The 15,725-nt window shown below is 48.1% G+C and carries 12 protein-coding genes; 11 read left to right on the forward strand and 1 reads right to left on the reverse strand.

All coding sequences use genetic code 11. The features are described 5' to 3' along the window. Positions 1-82: 82 nt before the first annotated feature. The 10 genes from coq7 to greA all read left to right on the forward strand — a co-directional run bounded on the left by coq7 (position 83) and on the right by greA (position 12,212). Positions 83-709 (forward strand): 2-polyprenyl-3-methyl-6-methoxy-1,4-benzoquinone monooxygenase, encoded by a 627-nt coding sequence (gene coq7, locus ABO04_RS09650; RefSeq protein WP_160810462.1) that lies wholly within the window; start codon positions 83-85, stop codon positions 707-709. Between the two features lie 33 nt (positions 710-742). Beyond that, positions 743-1,303 carry a YqgE/AlgH family protein gene (locus tag ABO04_RS09655; RefSeq protein ID WP_160810463.1) on the forward strand — a complete coding sequence of 187 codons (561 nt, stop codon included), beginning with the start codon at positions 743-745 and terminating at the stop codon, positions 1,301-1,303. Beyond that, the gene (gene ruvX / locus ABO04_RS09660) at positions 1,296-1,769 is read left to right on the forward strand and encodes a Holliday junction resolvase RuvX (protein ID WP_160810464.1); all 474 of its coding nucleotides are present in this window, start codon (positions 1,296-1,298) and stop codon (positions 1,767-1,769) included. The genes ABO04_RS09655 and ruvX overlap by 8 nt, the downstream gene beginning before the upstream one ends. After that, positions 1,756-2,259, forward strand: a complete 504-nt coding sequence (gene pyrR / locus ABO04_RS09665; protein ID WP_160810465.1) for a bifunctional pyr operon transcriptional regulator/uracil phosphoribosyltransferase PyrR — start codon at positions 1,756-1,758, stop codon at positions 2,257-2,259. The genes ruvX and pyrR overlap by 14 nt, the downstream gene beginning before the upstream one ends. A gap of 186 nt (positions 2,260-2,445) precedes the next feature. Beyond that, the gene (locus tag ABO04_RS09670) at positions 2,446-3,396 is read left to right on the forward strand and encodes an aspartate carbamoyltransferase catalytic subunit (protein WP_160810498.1); all 951 of its coding nucleotides are present in this window, start codon (positions 2,446-2,448) and stop codon (positions 3,394-3,396) included. Positions 3,397-3,410: 14 nt separating this feature from the next. Then, positions 3,411-4,685 carry a dihydroorotase gene (locus ABO04_RS09675; RefSeq protein ID WP_160810466.1) on the forward strand — a complete coding sequence of 425 codons (1,275 nt, stop codon included), beginning with the start codon at positions 3,411-3,413 and terminating at the stop codon, positions 4,683-4,685. A gap of 235 nt (positions 4,686-4,920) precedes the next feature. After that, positions 4,921-7,026, forward strand: coding sequence for a M3 family metallopeptidase (locus tag ABO04_RS09680; protein WP_160810467.1), 2,106 nt, complete (start codon positions 4,921-4,923; stop codon positions 7,024-7,026). 158 nt (positions 7,027-7,184) lie between these two features. Beyond that, complete coding sequence (carA, locus tag ABO04_RS09685; RefSeq protein WP_160810468.1) at positions 7,185-8,330, forward strand: glutamine-hydrolyzing carbamoyl-phosphate synthase small subunit; 1,146 nt, start codon at positions 7,185-7,187, stop codon at positions 8,328-8,330. Between the two features lie 24 nt (positions 8,331-8,354). Further along, positions 8,355-11,552: a carbamoyl-phosphate synthase large subunit gene (carB, locus tag ABO04_RS09690; protein ID WP_160810469.1), complete on the forward strand. Its 3,198-nt coding sequence runs from the start codon at positions 8,355-8,357 to the stop codon at positions 11,550-11,552. A gap of 183 nt (positions 11,553-11,735) precedes the next feature. After that, a complete protein-coding gene (greA, locus tag ABO04_RS09695; protein WP_160810470.1) occupies positions 11,736-12,212 on the forward strand; it encodes a transcription elongation factor GreA in 477 nt (158 codons plus the stop codon). 41 nt (positions 12,213-12,253) lie between these two features. On the opposite strand, the gene ABO04_RS09700 is transcribed toward greA, so the two are convergent. Beyond that, entirely contained in the window at positions 12,254-13,213 is a 960-nt protein-coding gene (locus ABO04_RS09700) for a L,D-transpeptidase family protein (RefSeq protein WP_240141507.1), read from the reverse strand. A 617-nt stretch (positions 13,214-13,830) separates the two neighbouring features. Between ABO04_RS09700 and ABO04_RS09705 the strand changes: the two genes are divergently transcribed. Then, entirely contained in the window at positions 13,831-15,660 is a 1,830-nt protein-coding gene (locus tag ABO04_RS09705; protein ID WP_160810472.1) for a fatty acyl-AMP ligase, read from the forward strand. Positions 15,661-15,725 lie beyond the last annotated feature (65 nt).

Consider the following 15,725-nt stretch of genomic DNA (forward strand, 5'->3'; position numbering starts at 1 on the left):
TTCCAGGTTCAATTTTAACGCTGCAGTGTGTCTTTTGATGAAATGTTGAACAGATTCCAAGAGAGATCAATGGAGGAAATTTATGTTGAATATTGACAAAATAATCATTGGTTTTGATAGCGCTTTGCGTACATTGTTGGCGCCGGCGGCCACTTTACGCCCGGTTCCGGGAGGGGATCTGCCTGAAAATGAGCTAAGTGAGATCGAAAAGCGTGAATCAGCAGCATTGATGCGTATCAATCACGTGGGTGAGGTCTGTGCCCAGGCACTTTATCAGGGCCAGGCACTGACAGCGCGCAATGAGCAGGTACGTCAGGCACTGGATCAGGCGGCGCGTGAAGAGACGGAACATCTTGCCTGGACAGAGCGCCGGATTGCGGAGCTGGGTGGGCATAAAAGTTTCCTGAATCCACTGTGGTATGGGGGGTCATTCGCGCTAGGGTTGGTGGCAGGCGCGCTTGGGGATAAATGGAATCTCGGTTTTCTGGCTGAAACAGAGCGCCAGGTTGAAGCGCATCTGGCAGATCATCTGCAGCGATTGCCCCATCAGGATGTTCGCAGCAGAGCTATCGTGTCTCAAATGAAAGTCGATGAAGCGTGCCATGCTACCATGGCTGTCTCGTATGGAGGAGGGCCGTTGCCCGTGCCGGTTAAAGCCGTCATGAAATTCAGCTCCGGGATTATGACGCGTACGGCGTACTGGGTGTAATCACGGTAAATTTTTATAGAGACCACAACCGTCATGCAAGCCATCAACCTGACCGATCATTTTCTGATTGCCATGCCGGGATTGGGAGATTCGTTTTTTGCCAAAACGTTAACCTATGTTTGTGAGCATAACGAACAAGGTGCTTTGGGTCTGATTGTGAATCGGCCGACTGATTTATCAGTAGAGAAGCTGCTGATGCAATTGGGCATGTCTCCCAAGGATTCCGCTTCTTCCAATCTTTCGGTATTACTGGGTGGTCCGGTGCAAGTCGATAATGGCTTCGTATTGCATGAGCCAGTTGGGGCGTGGGAATTTACATTGTCTTCCAATGCGACGATTGGTTTGACCGCTTCTATTGATATTTTGCAGGCAGTTTCTGATTGTCAGGGACCAGAGAAAGTATTGGTGGCGCTTGGTTATTCAGGCTGGGCGGCCGGACAGCTTGAGCAGGAGCTCGCGCAGAATGCATGGCTGACTGTACCCGCCCAATCCCGGATATTGTTTGAACTTTCCTTCGAAGAACGTTTGCCTGCTGCCATGGCGTTACTGGGAATTGATTTTTGCAATTTATCGAATGAAGTGGGTCATGCCTGATCCCGCCAGAAAAAACCTGTCTGACACGGCAAGTGTAATCTTATCTGGTACTGTGCTTGCTTTTGATTTCGGTGTACGACGTATAGGGGTGGCTGTTGGTGAATATGAATTGCGATTGGCTCATCCATTAACAACGATTGATCAGGCTATGACCAAGCCTCGTTTTGAAAAAATTGCTGAGTTAATCGAGACATGGCAACCGGTTTTGCTAGTGGTGGGATTGTCAGTTCATGCCGATGGTACCGAGCATGAGATAACCCGGTTATGCCGACGTTTTGCGAGGCGACTGGAGGGGCGATTCGGGATTCCGGCTGTCATGGAAGATGAACGTTATACGACAGTGATTGCCCGCTTGACACTGAGAGAAGTGGGCGTTACAGGCAAAAAACAGCGGCCAGTGCTTGATCAGATTGCAGCGCAACACATCCTTCAGACTTTCTTTGATTCATCTTATGCAGCTTCCTGATGCCGAGCAGTTGCTGACGCTGCTTATCGAAAAAATACAACCGGATATCACTGATAATACGGTTATTGTTGGTATTCATACCGGAGGTGCCTGGCTGGCCAGACGTATTCATCAGACATTGGAAATTATGCAGCCGGTGGGGGTGCTGGATATTTCTTTTTATCGTGATGATTACAGTAAAATTGGCCTTCATCCGCAGGTCAGACCTTCTCAGCTTCCTTTCGAGGTTGAAAATAGCCGTATTATTCTGGTAGATGACGTGCTTTATACAGGCAGAACTATTCGTGCTGCAGTGAATGAATTATTTGATTACGGTCGCCCGGCCAGTATCCATCTGGCTGTTTTGGTCGATCGTGGGGAGCGGGAGTTGCCGATTGCTGCACGATATACGGGGGCTATGCTGACGTTGCCGGAAAACAGTATGCTTGAATTGAGGCAGGCGGATGACGGAAAGCTGAATCTGGATTTGCGGAGTATAACAGCCAGGTAATGTATGTTTCAGGGGTTCATCTGATGACTATTCCCACTGCTTCTTCAGCGTCATGTGCCTGCTTTGAACTGCGGATTATGTTGTGGCTGTTCAGATGATTCTGGCTGCTTTGTGCAAGCAAGTTTTATTTGTTGATACTTGAAACGTGTATATGCGCTGTTGTAATTCTTTTGGAATCGCTGCGTGATGGGCATACATCCACAGTTGAATAGAAATGGTGAACTGCGGCACCTGCTTACAACGGAAGGATTACCTGCTGCGATTCTGTACCATATTCTTGATACGGCAGAATCATTTACCGGCGTGACAGAACGGGATGTCAAGAAAATTCCCTTGCTGCGAGGTAAGTCAGTATTCAATCTGTTTTTTGAGCCGAGTACCCGCACCCGCACGACTTTCGAAATAGCGGCAAAGCGTCTTTCAGCAGATGTGATCAATCTCAATATGGCGATTTCATCTCAAACCAAGGGAGAAACCCTGCTGGACACGGTAAACAACTTGTCTGCCATGCATGCGGATATGTTTGTGGTGCGTCACAACCAGAGCGGTGCAGCGCATCTGATCGCCCGCCATGTCGGCCCGGACATTCATGTGATCAATGCAGGTGATGGATGGCATGCACATCCTACGCAGGCATTACTTGATATGTTTACGATTCGCCGCTATAAACAGGATTTTCATGCGCTGCGTGTGGCGATCATCGGAGATATTCTGCATTCCCGGGTAGCGCGTTCGCAGATTCACGCACTGACAACACTGGGCGTGCCGGAAATCCGTGTTGTTGCTCCCAAAACCTTGCTGCCGGACAGAATTGAGCAGCTTGGTGTGCATGTTTATCACAACATGGCACAGGGTTTGAAAGATGTGGATGTGCTGATGATGCTGCGATTGCAGCATGAGCGCATGGAATCGGCGCATTTGCCCAGTACCGAAGAATATTTTAAGTATTATGGGTTAACGCCGGAAAAGCTTGTGTTGGCCAGGCCTGATGCAATTGTGATGCACCCTGGTCCAATGAATCGTGGTGTGGAAATCGATTCAGAAGTGGCGGATGGCAACCAATCGGTCATTCTGCCTCAAGTTGGTTTCGGTATTGCTGTCCGTATGGCAGTCATGTCGATTCTTGCTGGAAATTAACGCTTGTATCTGCTATGCATATTTGTATCCGCAATGGCCGTCTGATTGATCCTGGCAGCGGGATGGATCGTATCGGTGATCTTTATCTGGCTGAAGACAGGATTATATCGATCGATTCCCGGCCCGCGCATTTTCGTGATGACCGGGAGATAGATGCGAGCGAATTGATTGTATGTCCTGGTCTGGTTGATTTGTCAGCACGTTTGCGCGAGCCGGGGCTTGAGTATATGGCTACCCTGGAGTCGGAGCTGGAAGCAGCAGTGGCAGGGGGGATAACCAGCCTTGCATGTCCTCCGGATACGGATCCGCCACTGGATGAGCCGGGTCTGGTGGAAATGCTTAAACACCGTGCGCGCAATCTTGATCGGGCGCAAGTCTATCCGGTGGGAGCATTGACCCAGGGGCTCAAGGGAGAGCGATTGACAGAAATGGTTGAGTTGCATGATGCCGGGTGTATTGCCTTCAGCCAGGCAGATGTGCCGATTGCTAACCTGCATGTATTGATGCGGGCTATGCAGTACGCTGCCACCTTTGGTTTCAAGGTCTGGCTGCGCCCTCAGGATATGCATCTGGCTAACCAGGGTGTTGCTCATGATGGAGAGACTGCCACCCGTCTGGGATTGCCGGCAATTCCAGTATGTGCGGAGACAATTGCACTGGCCAGTATATTGGCCTTGATGAAGGAAACCGGCGCCAGTGTGCATCTTTGCCGTATTTCCAGTGCTGAGGGCGTAGCGCTGGTACGCGCAGCCAAACAGCAGGGGTTGCCACTGACCTGTGATGTTTCTGTCCATCATGTGCATCTGATTGATATGGATATTGGTTTTTTTGATGCGAACTGCCATCTTATGCCGCCGCTCAGAGGGTTGGCAGATAGAGATGCATTGCGTGCTGGTTTGATGGATGGAACGATTGATGCAATCTGCTCGGATCATGCGCCCGTGGATGATGATGCCAAATTGCTGCCTTTTGCCCAGGCCGAAACGGGTGCAACCGGATTGGAGCTGTTGCTGCCGCTGACCCTGAAATGGGCGGTGGAAAACAGATTGTCATTACCGGAAGCGCTGGGGAGGATTACCGCGTGCCCGGCGCGAATATTGGGTATTGGTGCCGGGCGATTAGCAGTGGGTGCTCCAGCCGATTTATGTGTTTTTGATCCTGACGCGTATTGGATTGTCAGCAACACTGAACTGAAAAGTCAAGGCAAAAATACGCCTTTTCTCGGGATGGAGTTATGCGGACGTGCCCGGTTTACGCTGATCGGTGGGCACATTGTGTATGGCGAGTAGCACACATGCCGGGATGCTTAGCTTTTATCCAAAGCAGTTTGCTTTGAAATCAGATTGATCTAAGGAACTTCTGAGAAGCGTTAACGAGGCGTCAGTTCAAGGTAAAAGTCAGCAAAAAGTGGAGTTTATACGTAATAAATGAGCACTTTAAGCCAACCTTTAACATGGCAATGACAACGCAGTGGTTTTGCAGAGGTTCCTTAATAACAATAAATTTTTGGATTATATAACTGACATGAAAAACCCGTTACTCGATTTTTCCACGCTCCCACGTTATGAGGAAATCCGGAATGAGCATATTACATCTGCTCTGGATGAGCTGTTACGTGATTGTCGTGCCGTGATGAATACAGTCAAGAATGCATCGGAAGCCCCAGATTGGCAGGATTTTGTGCAGCCGATGGTGGATGTGAATGAACGTCTGTCGCGTGCGTGGGGTCAAGTGACGCATTTGAATGCCGTTATGAATAACCCGGAATTGCGCGAAATTTATAATGCCGGTCTGCCACGCGTTACGCAGTATTATGCCGAGCTGTCGCAGGATCCGGTATTGTTCGATAAATTCAGGCAGTTGCGGGCAGATCCGGCGTTCAATGATCTAAGTCAGGCACGCAGGAAAATTATAGAAAATCAGCTGCGTGATTTTCGGCTGGGCGGAGCCGAGTTGCCGCTTGAGGATAAAGCGCGATTTATGCAAATTCAGGAAGAGCTGTCAGCTTTGAGTGCAAAATTCAGTGATAACCTGCTGGATGCAACCAATGCATTCTCCCTGTTTATAGAAAATCGAGATGAGCTTGCCGGTATTCCGGAAGATATCGTGCAAGCGGCTCGTGAAGCGGCGATTCAAGATACTTCGATTACTGTGCCGGGCTGGAAATTCACGCTGCATGCACCATCCTATCTGCCAGTTATGCAATACGCAGACAACCGCAGTCTGCGTGAACGGATGTATCGGGCATATGCAACGCGAGCCAGTGAGCTTGAAACTCTTCTGGATCAGATTGCGAATCGTGACAACATGCCTTTGATCGAACAGATTCTGCGTCTGCGTCAGGAAGAAGCCAGGCTGCTGGGCTATGATTGTTATGCACAGGTATCCCTTGCTCCCAAGATGGCAGAAACACCGCAGCAGGTACTGGACTTTCTGAGTGAGCTTGCTGATAAAGCGAGACCTTATGCAGAAAAAGATTTGGCGGAGTTGCGTCAGTTTGCAGCGGATAAACTGAAATTAATCCAACTCGAAGCGTGGGATATTGCCTACGCGAGTGAGAAACTGCGGATTGAGCGTTATGCTTTTTCTGAGCATGATGTCAAGCAGTACTTCCCGGAAAACAAGGTGTTATCCGGCATGTTCGGGTTGGTAGAAGCGCTGTATGGTATACGGATCAGTGAAGTGGAACAGGTGCGTAATGTTCAGCGTTGGCACAAGGATGTAAAATTTTTCGACATTATCGATCCCGGCGATAATCTGCTGGGGCAGTTTTATCTGGATCTCTATGCCCGCCCTGGCAAGCGTGGAGGAGCATGGATGGATGATGCTGTCGCGCGACGACGGATTGAAGTACCTGAAATTGGCCGTTCCGAGATTCAGACCCCGGTTGCTTATCTGACTTGCAATTTTTCTGCTCCGGTAACGATTGATGATCAGTTGCGTCCTGCATTGTTTACGCATGACGAGGTAATTACACTGTTTCATGAATTTGGTCATGGATTACACCATTTACTGACTCGAATGGATGAGCTGGGGGTGTCCGGTATCAACGGTGTTGAATGGGATGCAGTTGAACTGCCAAGCCAGTTCATGGAGAATTTTTGCTGGGAATGGGAGGTGGTACGTGACATGACCGCGCATGTGGAAACTGGCAATTCGTTACCACGCGTGTTATTCGATAAAATGCTCGCAGCCAAAAATTTCCAGAGCGGTCTTCAGACTTTGCGTCAGATCGAGTTTGCCTTGTTCGACATGCATTTGCACACTGATTTTGATCCGCTGGGTAGCGAGACCGTACTGCAGCGTCTGGATAAAATCCGCCAGCAGGTGGCGGTTATTATTCCGCCTGCTTTCAACCGATTTCCCAATAACTTTGGGCATATATTTGCCGGAGGCTATGCAGCGGGTTACTACAGTTACAAATGGGCAGAGGTACTGTCTGCCGATGCTTACAGCCTGTTTGAGGAAAACGGTGTCGGTCAGGTAGTGAATGCGAAGACCGGAGAGCGTTTTTGGCATGAAATTCTTGCTGTGGGTGGTAGCCGTCCTGCACTCGAATCATTTGTTGCTTTTCGCGGACGCCAACCAAAAATTGATGCGTTGCTGCGTCATCATGGCATGACTGTTTGAGTTGTTTTTTCAGCGTGTGGCTCATGCCTATCAATACAAAGAATGGGCAGTCTCTGGAAAAACGCCCGTATCTCGCGTATAATTCACATTAGCGGCATGAAGTTGATTCGAGCCGCTTTTTTCTGTCTGCGTTGTATTACAAACTACTGGGGAGTTCTGTGTCTAACCGTCCGCATGCTGTACTCGTTTTGGCTGATGGTACTGTTTTTCACGGACACTCGATCGGTGCCGAGGGCGTAGCCATCGGAGAGGTGGCCTTCAATACAGCCATGACTGGCTACCAGGAAATTCTTACTGATCCATCTTACTGCCGTCAGATCGTTACACTGACTTACCCGCATGTTGGCAATACCGGCATTAATGATGAAGATACTGAATCTACGACCAGAGCCATCCATGCGGCAGGAATGGTGATTCGAGATCTGCCGCTTATTGCCAGCAACTGGCGCAGTCATCAATCGTTACCGGATTTTCTCAAACGGCATGATATTCCAGCTATTGCCGGGATCGATACTCGCAAGCTCACACGTATTTTAAGAATCAAGGGTGCTCAGGCAGGCTGCATCATGACGGGTCATGTCAACGAAAGCGAAGCTTTACAGCAAGCACAGGCTTTCCCTGGTCTGGCCGGAATGGATCTTGCGCGCGTGGTCAGCTGTACCCAGTCATGGGAATTCAGTGAAGGTGAATGGGTTCCGGAAACAGGCTATCGAGCCGCAAGCGAAAGTCAATACCAGGTGGCTGTGTTGGATTTTGGTGTCAAGCGTACGATTCTGCGTAAACTGGTTGAGCGAGGTTGTCATGTTACCGTTTATCCTGCTCAGACCAGAATTGAGGAGATTCTTCGTACCCAGCCTGATGGGGTCGTGCTTTCCAATGGCCCGGGTGATCCGGAGGCCTGTGATTATGCGATCATCGCTACGCGTGCATTGCTGGCAAGCAGAATTCCTGTGTTTGGAATTTGTCTGGGCCACCAGCTGATTGCTTTGGCAATTGGCGCCAAAACAATCAAGATGAGATTCGGTCATCATGGCGCTAATCACCCGGTATTGGATGTTGATAGTGGTCAAGTGATGATTACCAGCCAGAATCATGGGTTTGCAGTTGATGCCGATACTTTGCCAGCCAATGCACGTGTTACGCATCATTCACTGTTTGATGGGAGTCTTCAAGGGTTTGAGCTGACAGATCATCCTGTTTTTTGTTTTCAGGGACATCCTGAAGCAAGTCCGGGTCCTCGGGATGTTGATTATTTATTCAGCCGTTTCGTTGACCGGATGGCAAGAAACAAACAGTCAGCCTGAGTTATCAGAATAATTTTTACTTAAATGCCTAAACGTACCGATCTGAAATCCATCCTCATTATTGGTGCCGGGCCGATTGTTATTGGCCAGGCATGTGAATTTGACTATTCCGGTGTACAGGCTTGTCGGGCGTTACGAGAAGAAGGTTACCGTGTCATTCTGATCAATTCCAATCCGGCGACGATTATGACTGATCCGGAACTGGCCGATGCTACTTATATCGAGCCGATTACCTGGCAGGCGGTCGAAAAAGTAATTGAGATAGAGCGGCCGGATGCATTGCTACCAACCATGGGTGGACAAACAGCACTCAATTGTTCTCTGGATCTGGTTCGGCACGGTGTGCTGGAAAAGTACGGGGTGGTGCTTATTGGCGCTTCCCGCGAAGCCATTGACATGGCAGAGGATCGTGAAAAATTCAAGCAAGCGATGACGCGGATAGGATTGCAATCGGCATGTTCAGCTATGGCGCACAGTATGGAAGAAGCTATGCGGGCGCAAGCAGTGATTGGCTACCCGGTTATTATCCGACCTTCTTTTACGCTGGGTGGGAGTGGCGGCGGTATTGCCTACAATCGGGAAGAATTTGTAGAGATCTGTGAGCGTGGCCTGGAAGCTTCACCGACACGGGAGTTGTTGATCGAAGAGTCGGTGATTGGCTGGAAGGAATTCGAGATGGAGGTTATCCGTGACAAGCAGGATAACTGCATCATTGTCTGTGCGATTGAGAATATTGATCCGATGGGCGTTCATACCGGTGATTCGATCACTGTTGCACCTGCCCAGACGCTGACGGATAAGGAGTATCAGCGTATGCGTGATGCTTCGATTGCAGTACTCAGGGAAATCGGTGTAGAAACAGGTGGATCCAATGTCCAGTTTGCCATTAATCCCGAGAATGGAAATATGCTTGTGATCGAAATGAATCCACGGGTATCGCGTTCATCTGCACTGGCCTCAAAGGCAACGGGCTTTCCTATTGCCAAGGTTGCTGCCAAGCTGGCGGTTGGTTATACATTGAATGAACTGGCTAACGATATAGCGGGTGGTGTTATTCCTGCCTCGTTTGAGCCAACTATTGATTATGTGGTAACCAAGGTACCGCGTTTCGCGTTCGAGAAATTCCCGCAAGCGGATGATCGTCTGACTACACAAATGAAATCAGTGGGTGAAGTCATGGCGATTGGCCGCACTTTTCAGGAATCATTGCAGAAAGCATTGCGTGGCCTGGAGACTGGTGTGGATGGGCTGGATGAAAAAACTGCGGATATCGAGATCATCAAGGCTGAGCTGGGTCATCCGGGACCAGAACGGTTGTGGTATATCGCTGATGCATTCCGTTGCAATATTCCGTTCGATGAAATTCATGCACTTACCCGAATTGATCCATGGTTTCTGGTTCAGATGGAGGATCTGGTAAGGCAGGAGCAGGCGCTTGCAGACAGGCAACTGGATACATTGGATCGAGGTGAGCTGCGTCAATTAAAACGGAGTGGTTTCTCGGATCGGCGCTTGGCTGCGCTGCTTGGTACAAGCCAGGACAAGGTGCGTAACAGGCGGTATCAGCTGAATGTACGCCCGGTCTACAAACGGGTAGATACTTGTGCCGCCGAGTTTGATACGCAGACGGCCTATATGTACTCAACCTATGAGGAAGAGTGTGAATCCCGTCCATCTGACAGAAAGAAAATCATGGTGCTGGGCGGTGGACCCAATCGTATTGGCCAGGGTATTGAATTCGATTATTGCTGTGTGCATGCAGCATTAGCATTGCGTGAAGACCAATATGAAACAATTATGGTTAACTGTAATCCGGAAACAGTCTCAACGGATTATGACATCTCGGATCGGCTCTATTTTGAGCCTCTCACGCTCGAAGACGTACTGGAAATTGTGGTGGTAGAGAAACCAATCGGCGTCATCGTGCAATATGGTGGCCAGACTCCGCTGAAGCTGGCGCGTGAGCTGGAAGAAAATGAGGTGCCCATTATTGGTACTAGCCCGGATATGATCGACTGTGCTGAGGATCGTGAGCGGTTCCAGGCGATGTTGCAGGATTTGGGGCTTAAGCAGCCTCCTAATTTTACTGCGCGTACGCCAGAAGCTGCTATGGCAGCGGCGGATAGCATTGGTTATCCGCTTGTTGTCAGGCCGAGTTATGTATTGGGAGGGCGCGCTATGGAAATTGTGCATGAGGCGCGCGATCTGGAGCGCTATATGCGGGAGGCCGTTAAGGTATCCAATGATTCTCCCGTGCTGCTGGATCATTATCTTAACAATGCGATTGAGGTAGACGTTGATGCGATTTTTGACGGGGAAACTGTTTTGGTAGGTGGAATTATGGAACATGTTGAGCAAGCGGGTGTTCACTCTGGTGACTCTGCCTGTTCGTTGCCCCCTTTCAGCCTTTCTGCTTCCCTGCAGGATGAGTTACGGCGGCAAACCGGAGCTATGGCGCGTGCGTTGAATGTCAGAGGATTGATGAACATACAGTTCGCCATACAGGATAATGTAGTCTACGTACTGGAAGTCAACCCCAGAGCATCACGTACGGTGCCCTTTGTTTCCAAGGCGACTGGTTTGCAACTGGCTAAAATTGCGGCGCGTTGCATGGCAGGACGGACCCTGGCTGATCAGGGTGTTACCGAAGCAGTTCATCCAACCCATTTTTCGGTAAAAGAGGCGGTTTTTCCATTTGCTAAGTTTTCCGGGGTTGATACCATCCTTGGGCCGGAAATGAAATCAACTGGTGAGGTGATGGGCATCGGTAAAAATTTTGCGGAAGCATTTTTCAAGTCGCAGCTTGCAGCAGGCGTTCAGTTACCCGCTTCGGGTAATGTGTTTATCAGCGTCAGGGATAGTGATAAGTCGGAGGCTGTCGCGATTGCTGTCAGCTTGATCAATCTGGGATTTTCACTTTATGCTACGAGAGGCACGGCAGATCACCTGTCTCAGGCTGGACTGCCAGTTGTCACTGTCAATAAAGTGGCCGAAGGTCGACCCCATATCGTAGACATGATCAAGAATGGTGAAATTTCCCTGATTCTCAATACGGTTTCCAATCAAAGAAGTGCTGTGCGAGATTCCTATTCGATTCGGCGTGCAGCCTTGCAGGCCAGAATAACTTATTACACAACGGTCGCTGGTGCGCGCGCTGCTTGTACAGGCATGGCAAGTCGCCGGGAGTTGCAGGTTTATCGTTTGCAAAATATCGCTTCCTAGGCAACAATACTTTTTCAAATTTTACGAATTTCCGCTTGGAGCATTTCTGGTAATTAACCCCCTTGCTTCTTCAATTGGATATGGCTATACAGCCACAATTCGTGATATTCAAATGATTTTTTGAATCGTTGTTATTCAACAGATTCCGTTTTTATCGTTTTTCATGGAAAGAGAAATCAGGTTATGAATGCTATTCCAATTACACAATCTGGTGCAGAGAAGTTGCGTGCCGAGTTGCATGAAATGAAGACTGTTCATCGTCCCGCAATCATTGCTGCTATTGCGGAAGCGCGCTCCCATGGAGATTTATCTGAGAATGCTGAATATGATGCTGCAAAAGAAAAGCAGGGATTCATAGAAGGGCGTATAGCGGAGTTGGAAAGTAAGCTATCCAATGTCCAGATTATTAATCCTGCAGCACTGAATGCGGATGGCGCATGTGTGTTTGGTGCAACCATTGATCTCATGGATCTGGATACGGACACGGCAGTTACCTATCAGATCGTAGGGGATGATGAAGCTGACATCAAGGCGGGAAAAATCTCTATTAGTTCCCCTATTGCACGAGCATTGATCGGTAAATATGCGGGAGATGTAGCTGAGGTTCAGGCCCCTGGTGGTATTCGGGAATATGAAATATTGAATGTCAAGTATATTTAGAGACTTTAATCAGAGGTTCCTTGGGGTTAGATGCTTGTCTGCTAGTCTTCAGAAATTAAAGTGGGTATACCATTTTTAGCTTTAATTGCTGATTCTAGGGCCTGCTGGTCGATTCTGATATCCCGTGTCACTCTGCCGTCGGTATCTTGGGTTGTGTTTTTGAGGAATTCCGAAATCGTACGATGGATCTCTTCCTCAAAGTCGCTGGGTTCAATATTATCCTCCTCCAGTGGCGGGTGAAGTTCAATGTATAAGAAACGATCACCTTGCCATCCTAGTTTGACCGGCTGATTGACTATTTGTACCGGTGTGCCTGTAGGAATAAGCTGAAACAGCTTCTCAATATCTTCCGGATAGAGGCGCATACAACCATGTGTGACACGCATCCCTACGCCAAGTGGCTTATTAGTGCCGTGGATGAGGTATCCGGATAATCCCAGATAGAGTGCGTATCTTCCAAGAGGATTATCTGGTCCGGGCGGAACGATATCCGGTAGCGGTGGTCTGCCTTCTTTTACGGCTTCTTTCCGGAGTGATTGGGGAGGAGTCCATGTAGGATCTTTTTGTTTTCTGACAATAGTAGTTTTGCCCAGCGGCGTGTTCCAATCCATTCGGCCAATACTGACAGGGTGGGTAATAATTTCCGGGTTTTGTCCTTTTGTTGGTTTTGGAAAGTAATAAAGCCGCATTTCTGGCAGGTTTATTACAAGTCCTGTACGTTCAGCCCGAGGAATGATGAAGCGCAGTGGCAATATAACCTTTGCGCCATCTTCGGGTAGCCAGCGATCGACGTTGGGGTTAGCCAGCATCATTGCATCCTGACCAATATCATAACGACGTGCTACATCAAGTAATGTTTCAGTATGACTGGCTTGAATTATTTGAATCTGACCAAAGATATCTATGTCATCAGGCGGACGTATCCAATTGCTAGCATAAATATAAGGCGTAACTGACAACATCATCAATAATAGTAAGGATCTGATTTTAAATATCTGCATGTTCTGTTGTCTCATTTTGTATCGCATTATTTGCTGTAAGATAGCGGCATTATCAAGCTTGTTCCTGCTTTATAGGGGACAGATTATTTTACGCATAGTCAGCAGCGAAAAGTATCGGCTGCAGGAATTTATGACAGTGTCTACATATGACATTGCGTAAATATTACAAATGAGTTGCGCGGGTACGTTTTTAACGTTGATGAATCGCAGGAGGCCTAACTGTTTAGAGGGCTTCTGATCCACTCTTTTATAAATTGTTTATGGAGAATTGTGAGGACATATGATGCCATGAATGACGCTGTAGTATTGCGTTTGTTGCAGATTTTTCTGTCCTTGTGCACAACTGCCCATCCGCAAAACACAATGTGTGGCTATCCAGGCAAAACAAGTAAATGTGTTGTGTAAATGTTGGTTTTGAACGTATGTTGCTATAAAACAACACTGAAGCTGACGTTTTCTTGACAGCTAAACAGCACTTCTATAAGCTCGCAGCCCATACATATCATGCAGTGAATACGATGCGCGAAGCAAGAAAGATAGGCATCCTGGCCAAACTAACTGATTTTTGAGTGTGCGCATTCGATCTGTTCGGCAAATAATATTTCTAGGGGAAGATTTTGAGTTCGATAATAGCCAAGTTGGGTGATCCGTCAGTACAAGAAGGTGATTCCCTGCTTTCTTCCAAGACGAGTGTTGTTTCGGCAACGCCCACAATCAATTTGTTGAGCCAGAGAAGAGCTGATTTTACGACGTTGGTAGAATCACTTGAATACGCGGCACATGGAGAAACTGGATATAACTTCTATGATGCCAAGGGTAATCTGAAGTCTGTACTTGCATACAAAGAGTTATGCGCCAATTCTAAAACAATTGCAAGACGGCTGTCTGGTCTTGGGTTAGCACGTAACAGTCGTGTTGCTCTGATTGCCGATACGACTCCAGAGTTCATTGAGCTGTTTTTTGCCTGCCGATTTGCCGGTCTCGTCCCGTTTGCAATGCCGGTACCGGTTAACCTTGGTAGCCGTGCAATTTATGTACAGCAATTAAGAGGAATGCTTGAGGGTAGTGGGGCAAGTGTCGCAATAGCTAATCTTGATTTTATTGAGTTTCTCAATGAGGTGGTTGAGAGTCTAGAAAGCAATGAGCTCAAGTGGAGTGGCACACCAGAGCAATTGAATCTACTGCCCGAAGCTGATGTGACATTTTCTCCAAATACTCCAGATGAAACAGCTTACCTGCAATTTACTTCTGGCAGTACTCGTTTGCCCAGAGGTGTGGTCATTACTGAACGGGCTTTAATGACTAATCTGCACGGTATCGTTTGTAATGGTCTTGATGTTAGACCAGGTGATCGGTGCGCTTCGTGGCTGCCTTTTTATCATGATATGGGGTTGGTTGGTCTAGTACTGGCTCCTTTGGCAGCTCAGTTATCTGTTGATTATCTGACGACTCGGGATTTCGCTGTTCGTCCCTTACAGTGGCTTAAGTTGATCAGTCGTAATCGCTGTACTATTGCTTTCAGTCAGCCCTTTGGTCTCAAACTGTGCACTTTGCGTGCGCGGGATTCTGATCTGGTGGATCTGGATTTGAGTTGCTGGCGCGCAGCGGGTGTCGGAGCTGAGATGATCCGGCTTGATACGTTGAAAAGTTTTTCTGCCAGGTTCTCGGCTGCAGGATTTAATGAACGTGCGTTCTTGCCTTGCTACGGCCTGGCTGAATCTACATTGGCTGTATCTTTCCCCGATATTAATCAGGGGGTAAAAAGCTTATGTATAGATGCCAAGACATTGATCGAAAAAAAGATAGCGGTGAGAGTTCAGGCAGATGGCAGAAAATTTAATGAGTTTGTGAATTGTGGCCGCCCACTGCCAGGTCATGAAATCAGGATTGTCGATGACACTGATCAGGAAATACCTCATTTAATGGTGGGCAGTATTCTGGTTAGGGGAGAAAGTGTTATGGATGGCTATTTTAATAACACAGAAGAGACTGCCAGAACGATCAGATCAGATGGATGGTTAGATACTGGAGATATTGGTTTCCTGTTTGAAGGTGATTTATATATCACGGGTCGGCGCACGGATGTCATTATTGTTAATGGTAGAAATATTCGAGCGCAAGATGTAGAAGAACTGGCTGAACAGCAACCGGAAGTCAGAACTCGTGAGGCTTCTGCTTTTGGAATTAGTAATGAAGATGGTTCAACATCCGTCGTACTGGTTGTGGAATGCAGATTGGCTTCAGCTGTAGATCGGCAAGCGCTCATTAGTAGACTTCAGCAGATGGTATATATGGCATTCGGGGTCAGTTGTCTGGTTGAACTGGTACCTCCGCATACTTTGCCACGGACTTCCTCCGGGAAGTTATCGCGTTTTGCGGCGCGACAAGGGTTTTTGCGGCGTGCAAATATGGAACAGCCTGCTGTTGCCACTTGTACGGTCGGTTAATAGTGATCTTTCGTCAATAAAAACCTGCTTATTTTCTCTGGAGAAGAAATCAAAAGGTTTTTTCT

It is taken from the genome of Nitrosomonas sp. HPC101 (genome assembly GCF_009833125.1).
GTDB lineage: Bacteria > Pseudomonadota > Gammaproteobacteria > Burkholderiales > Nitrosomonadaceae > Nitrosomonas.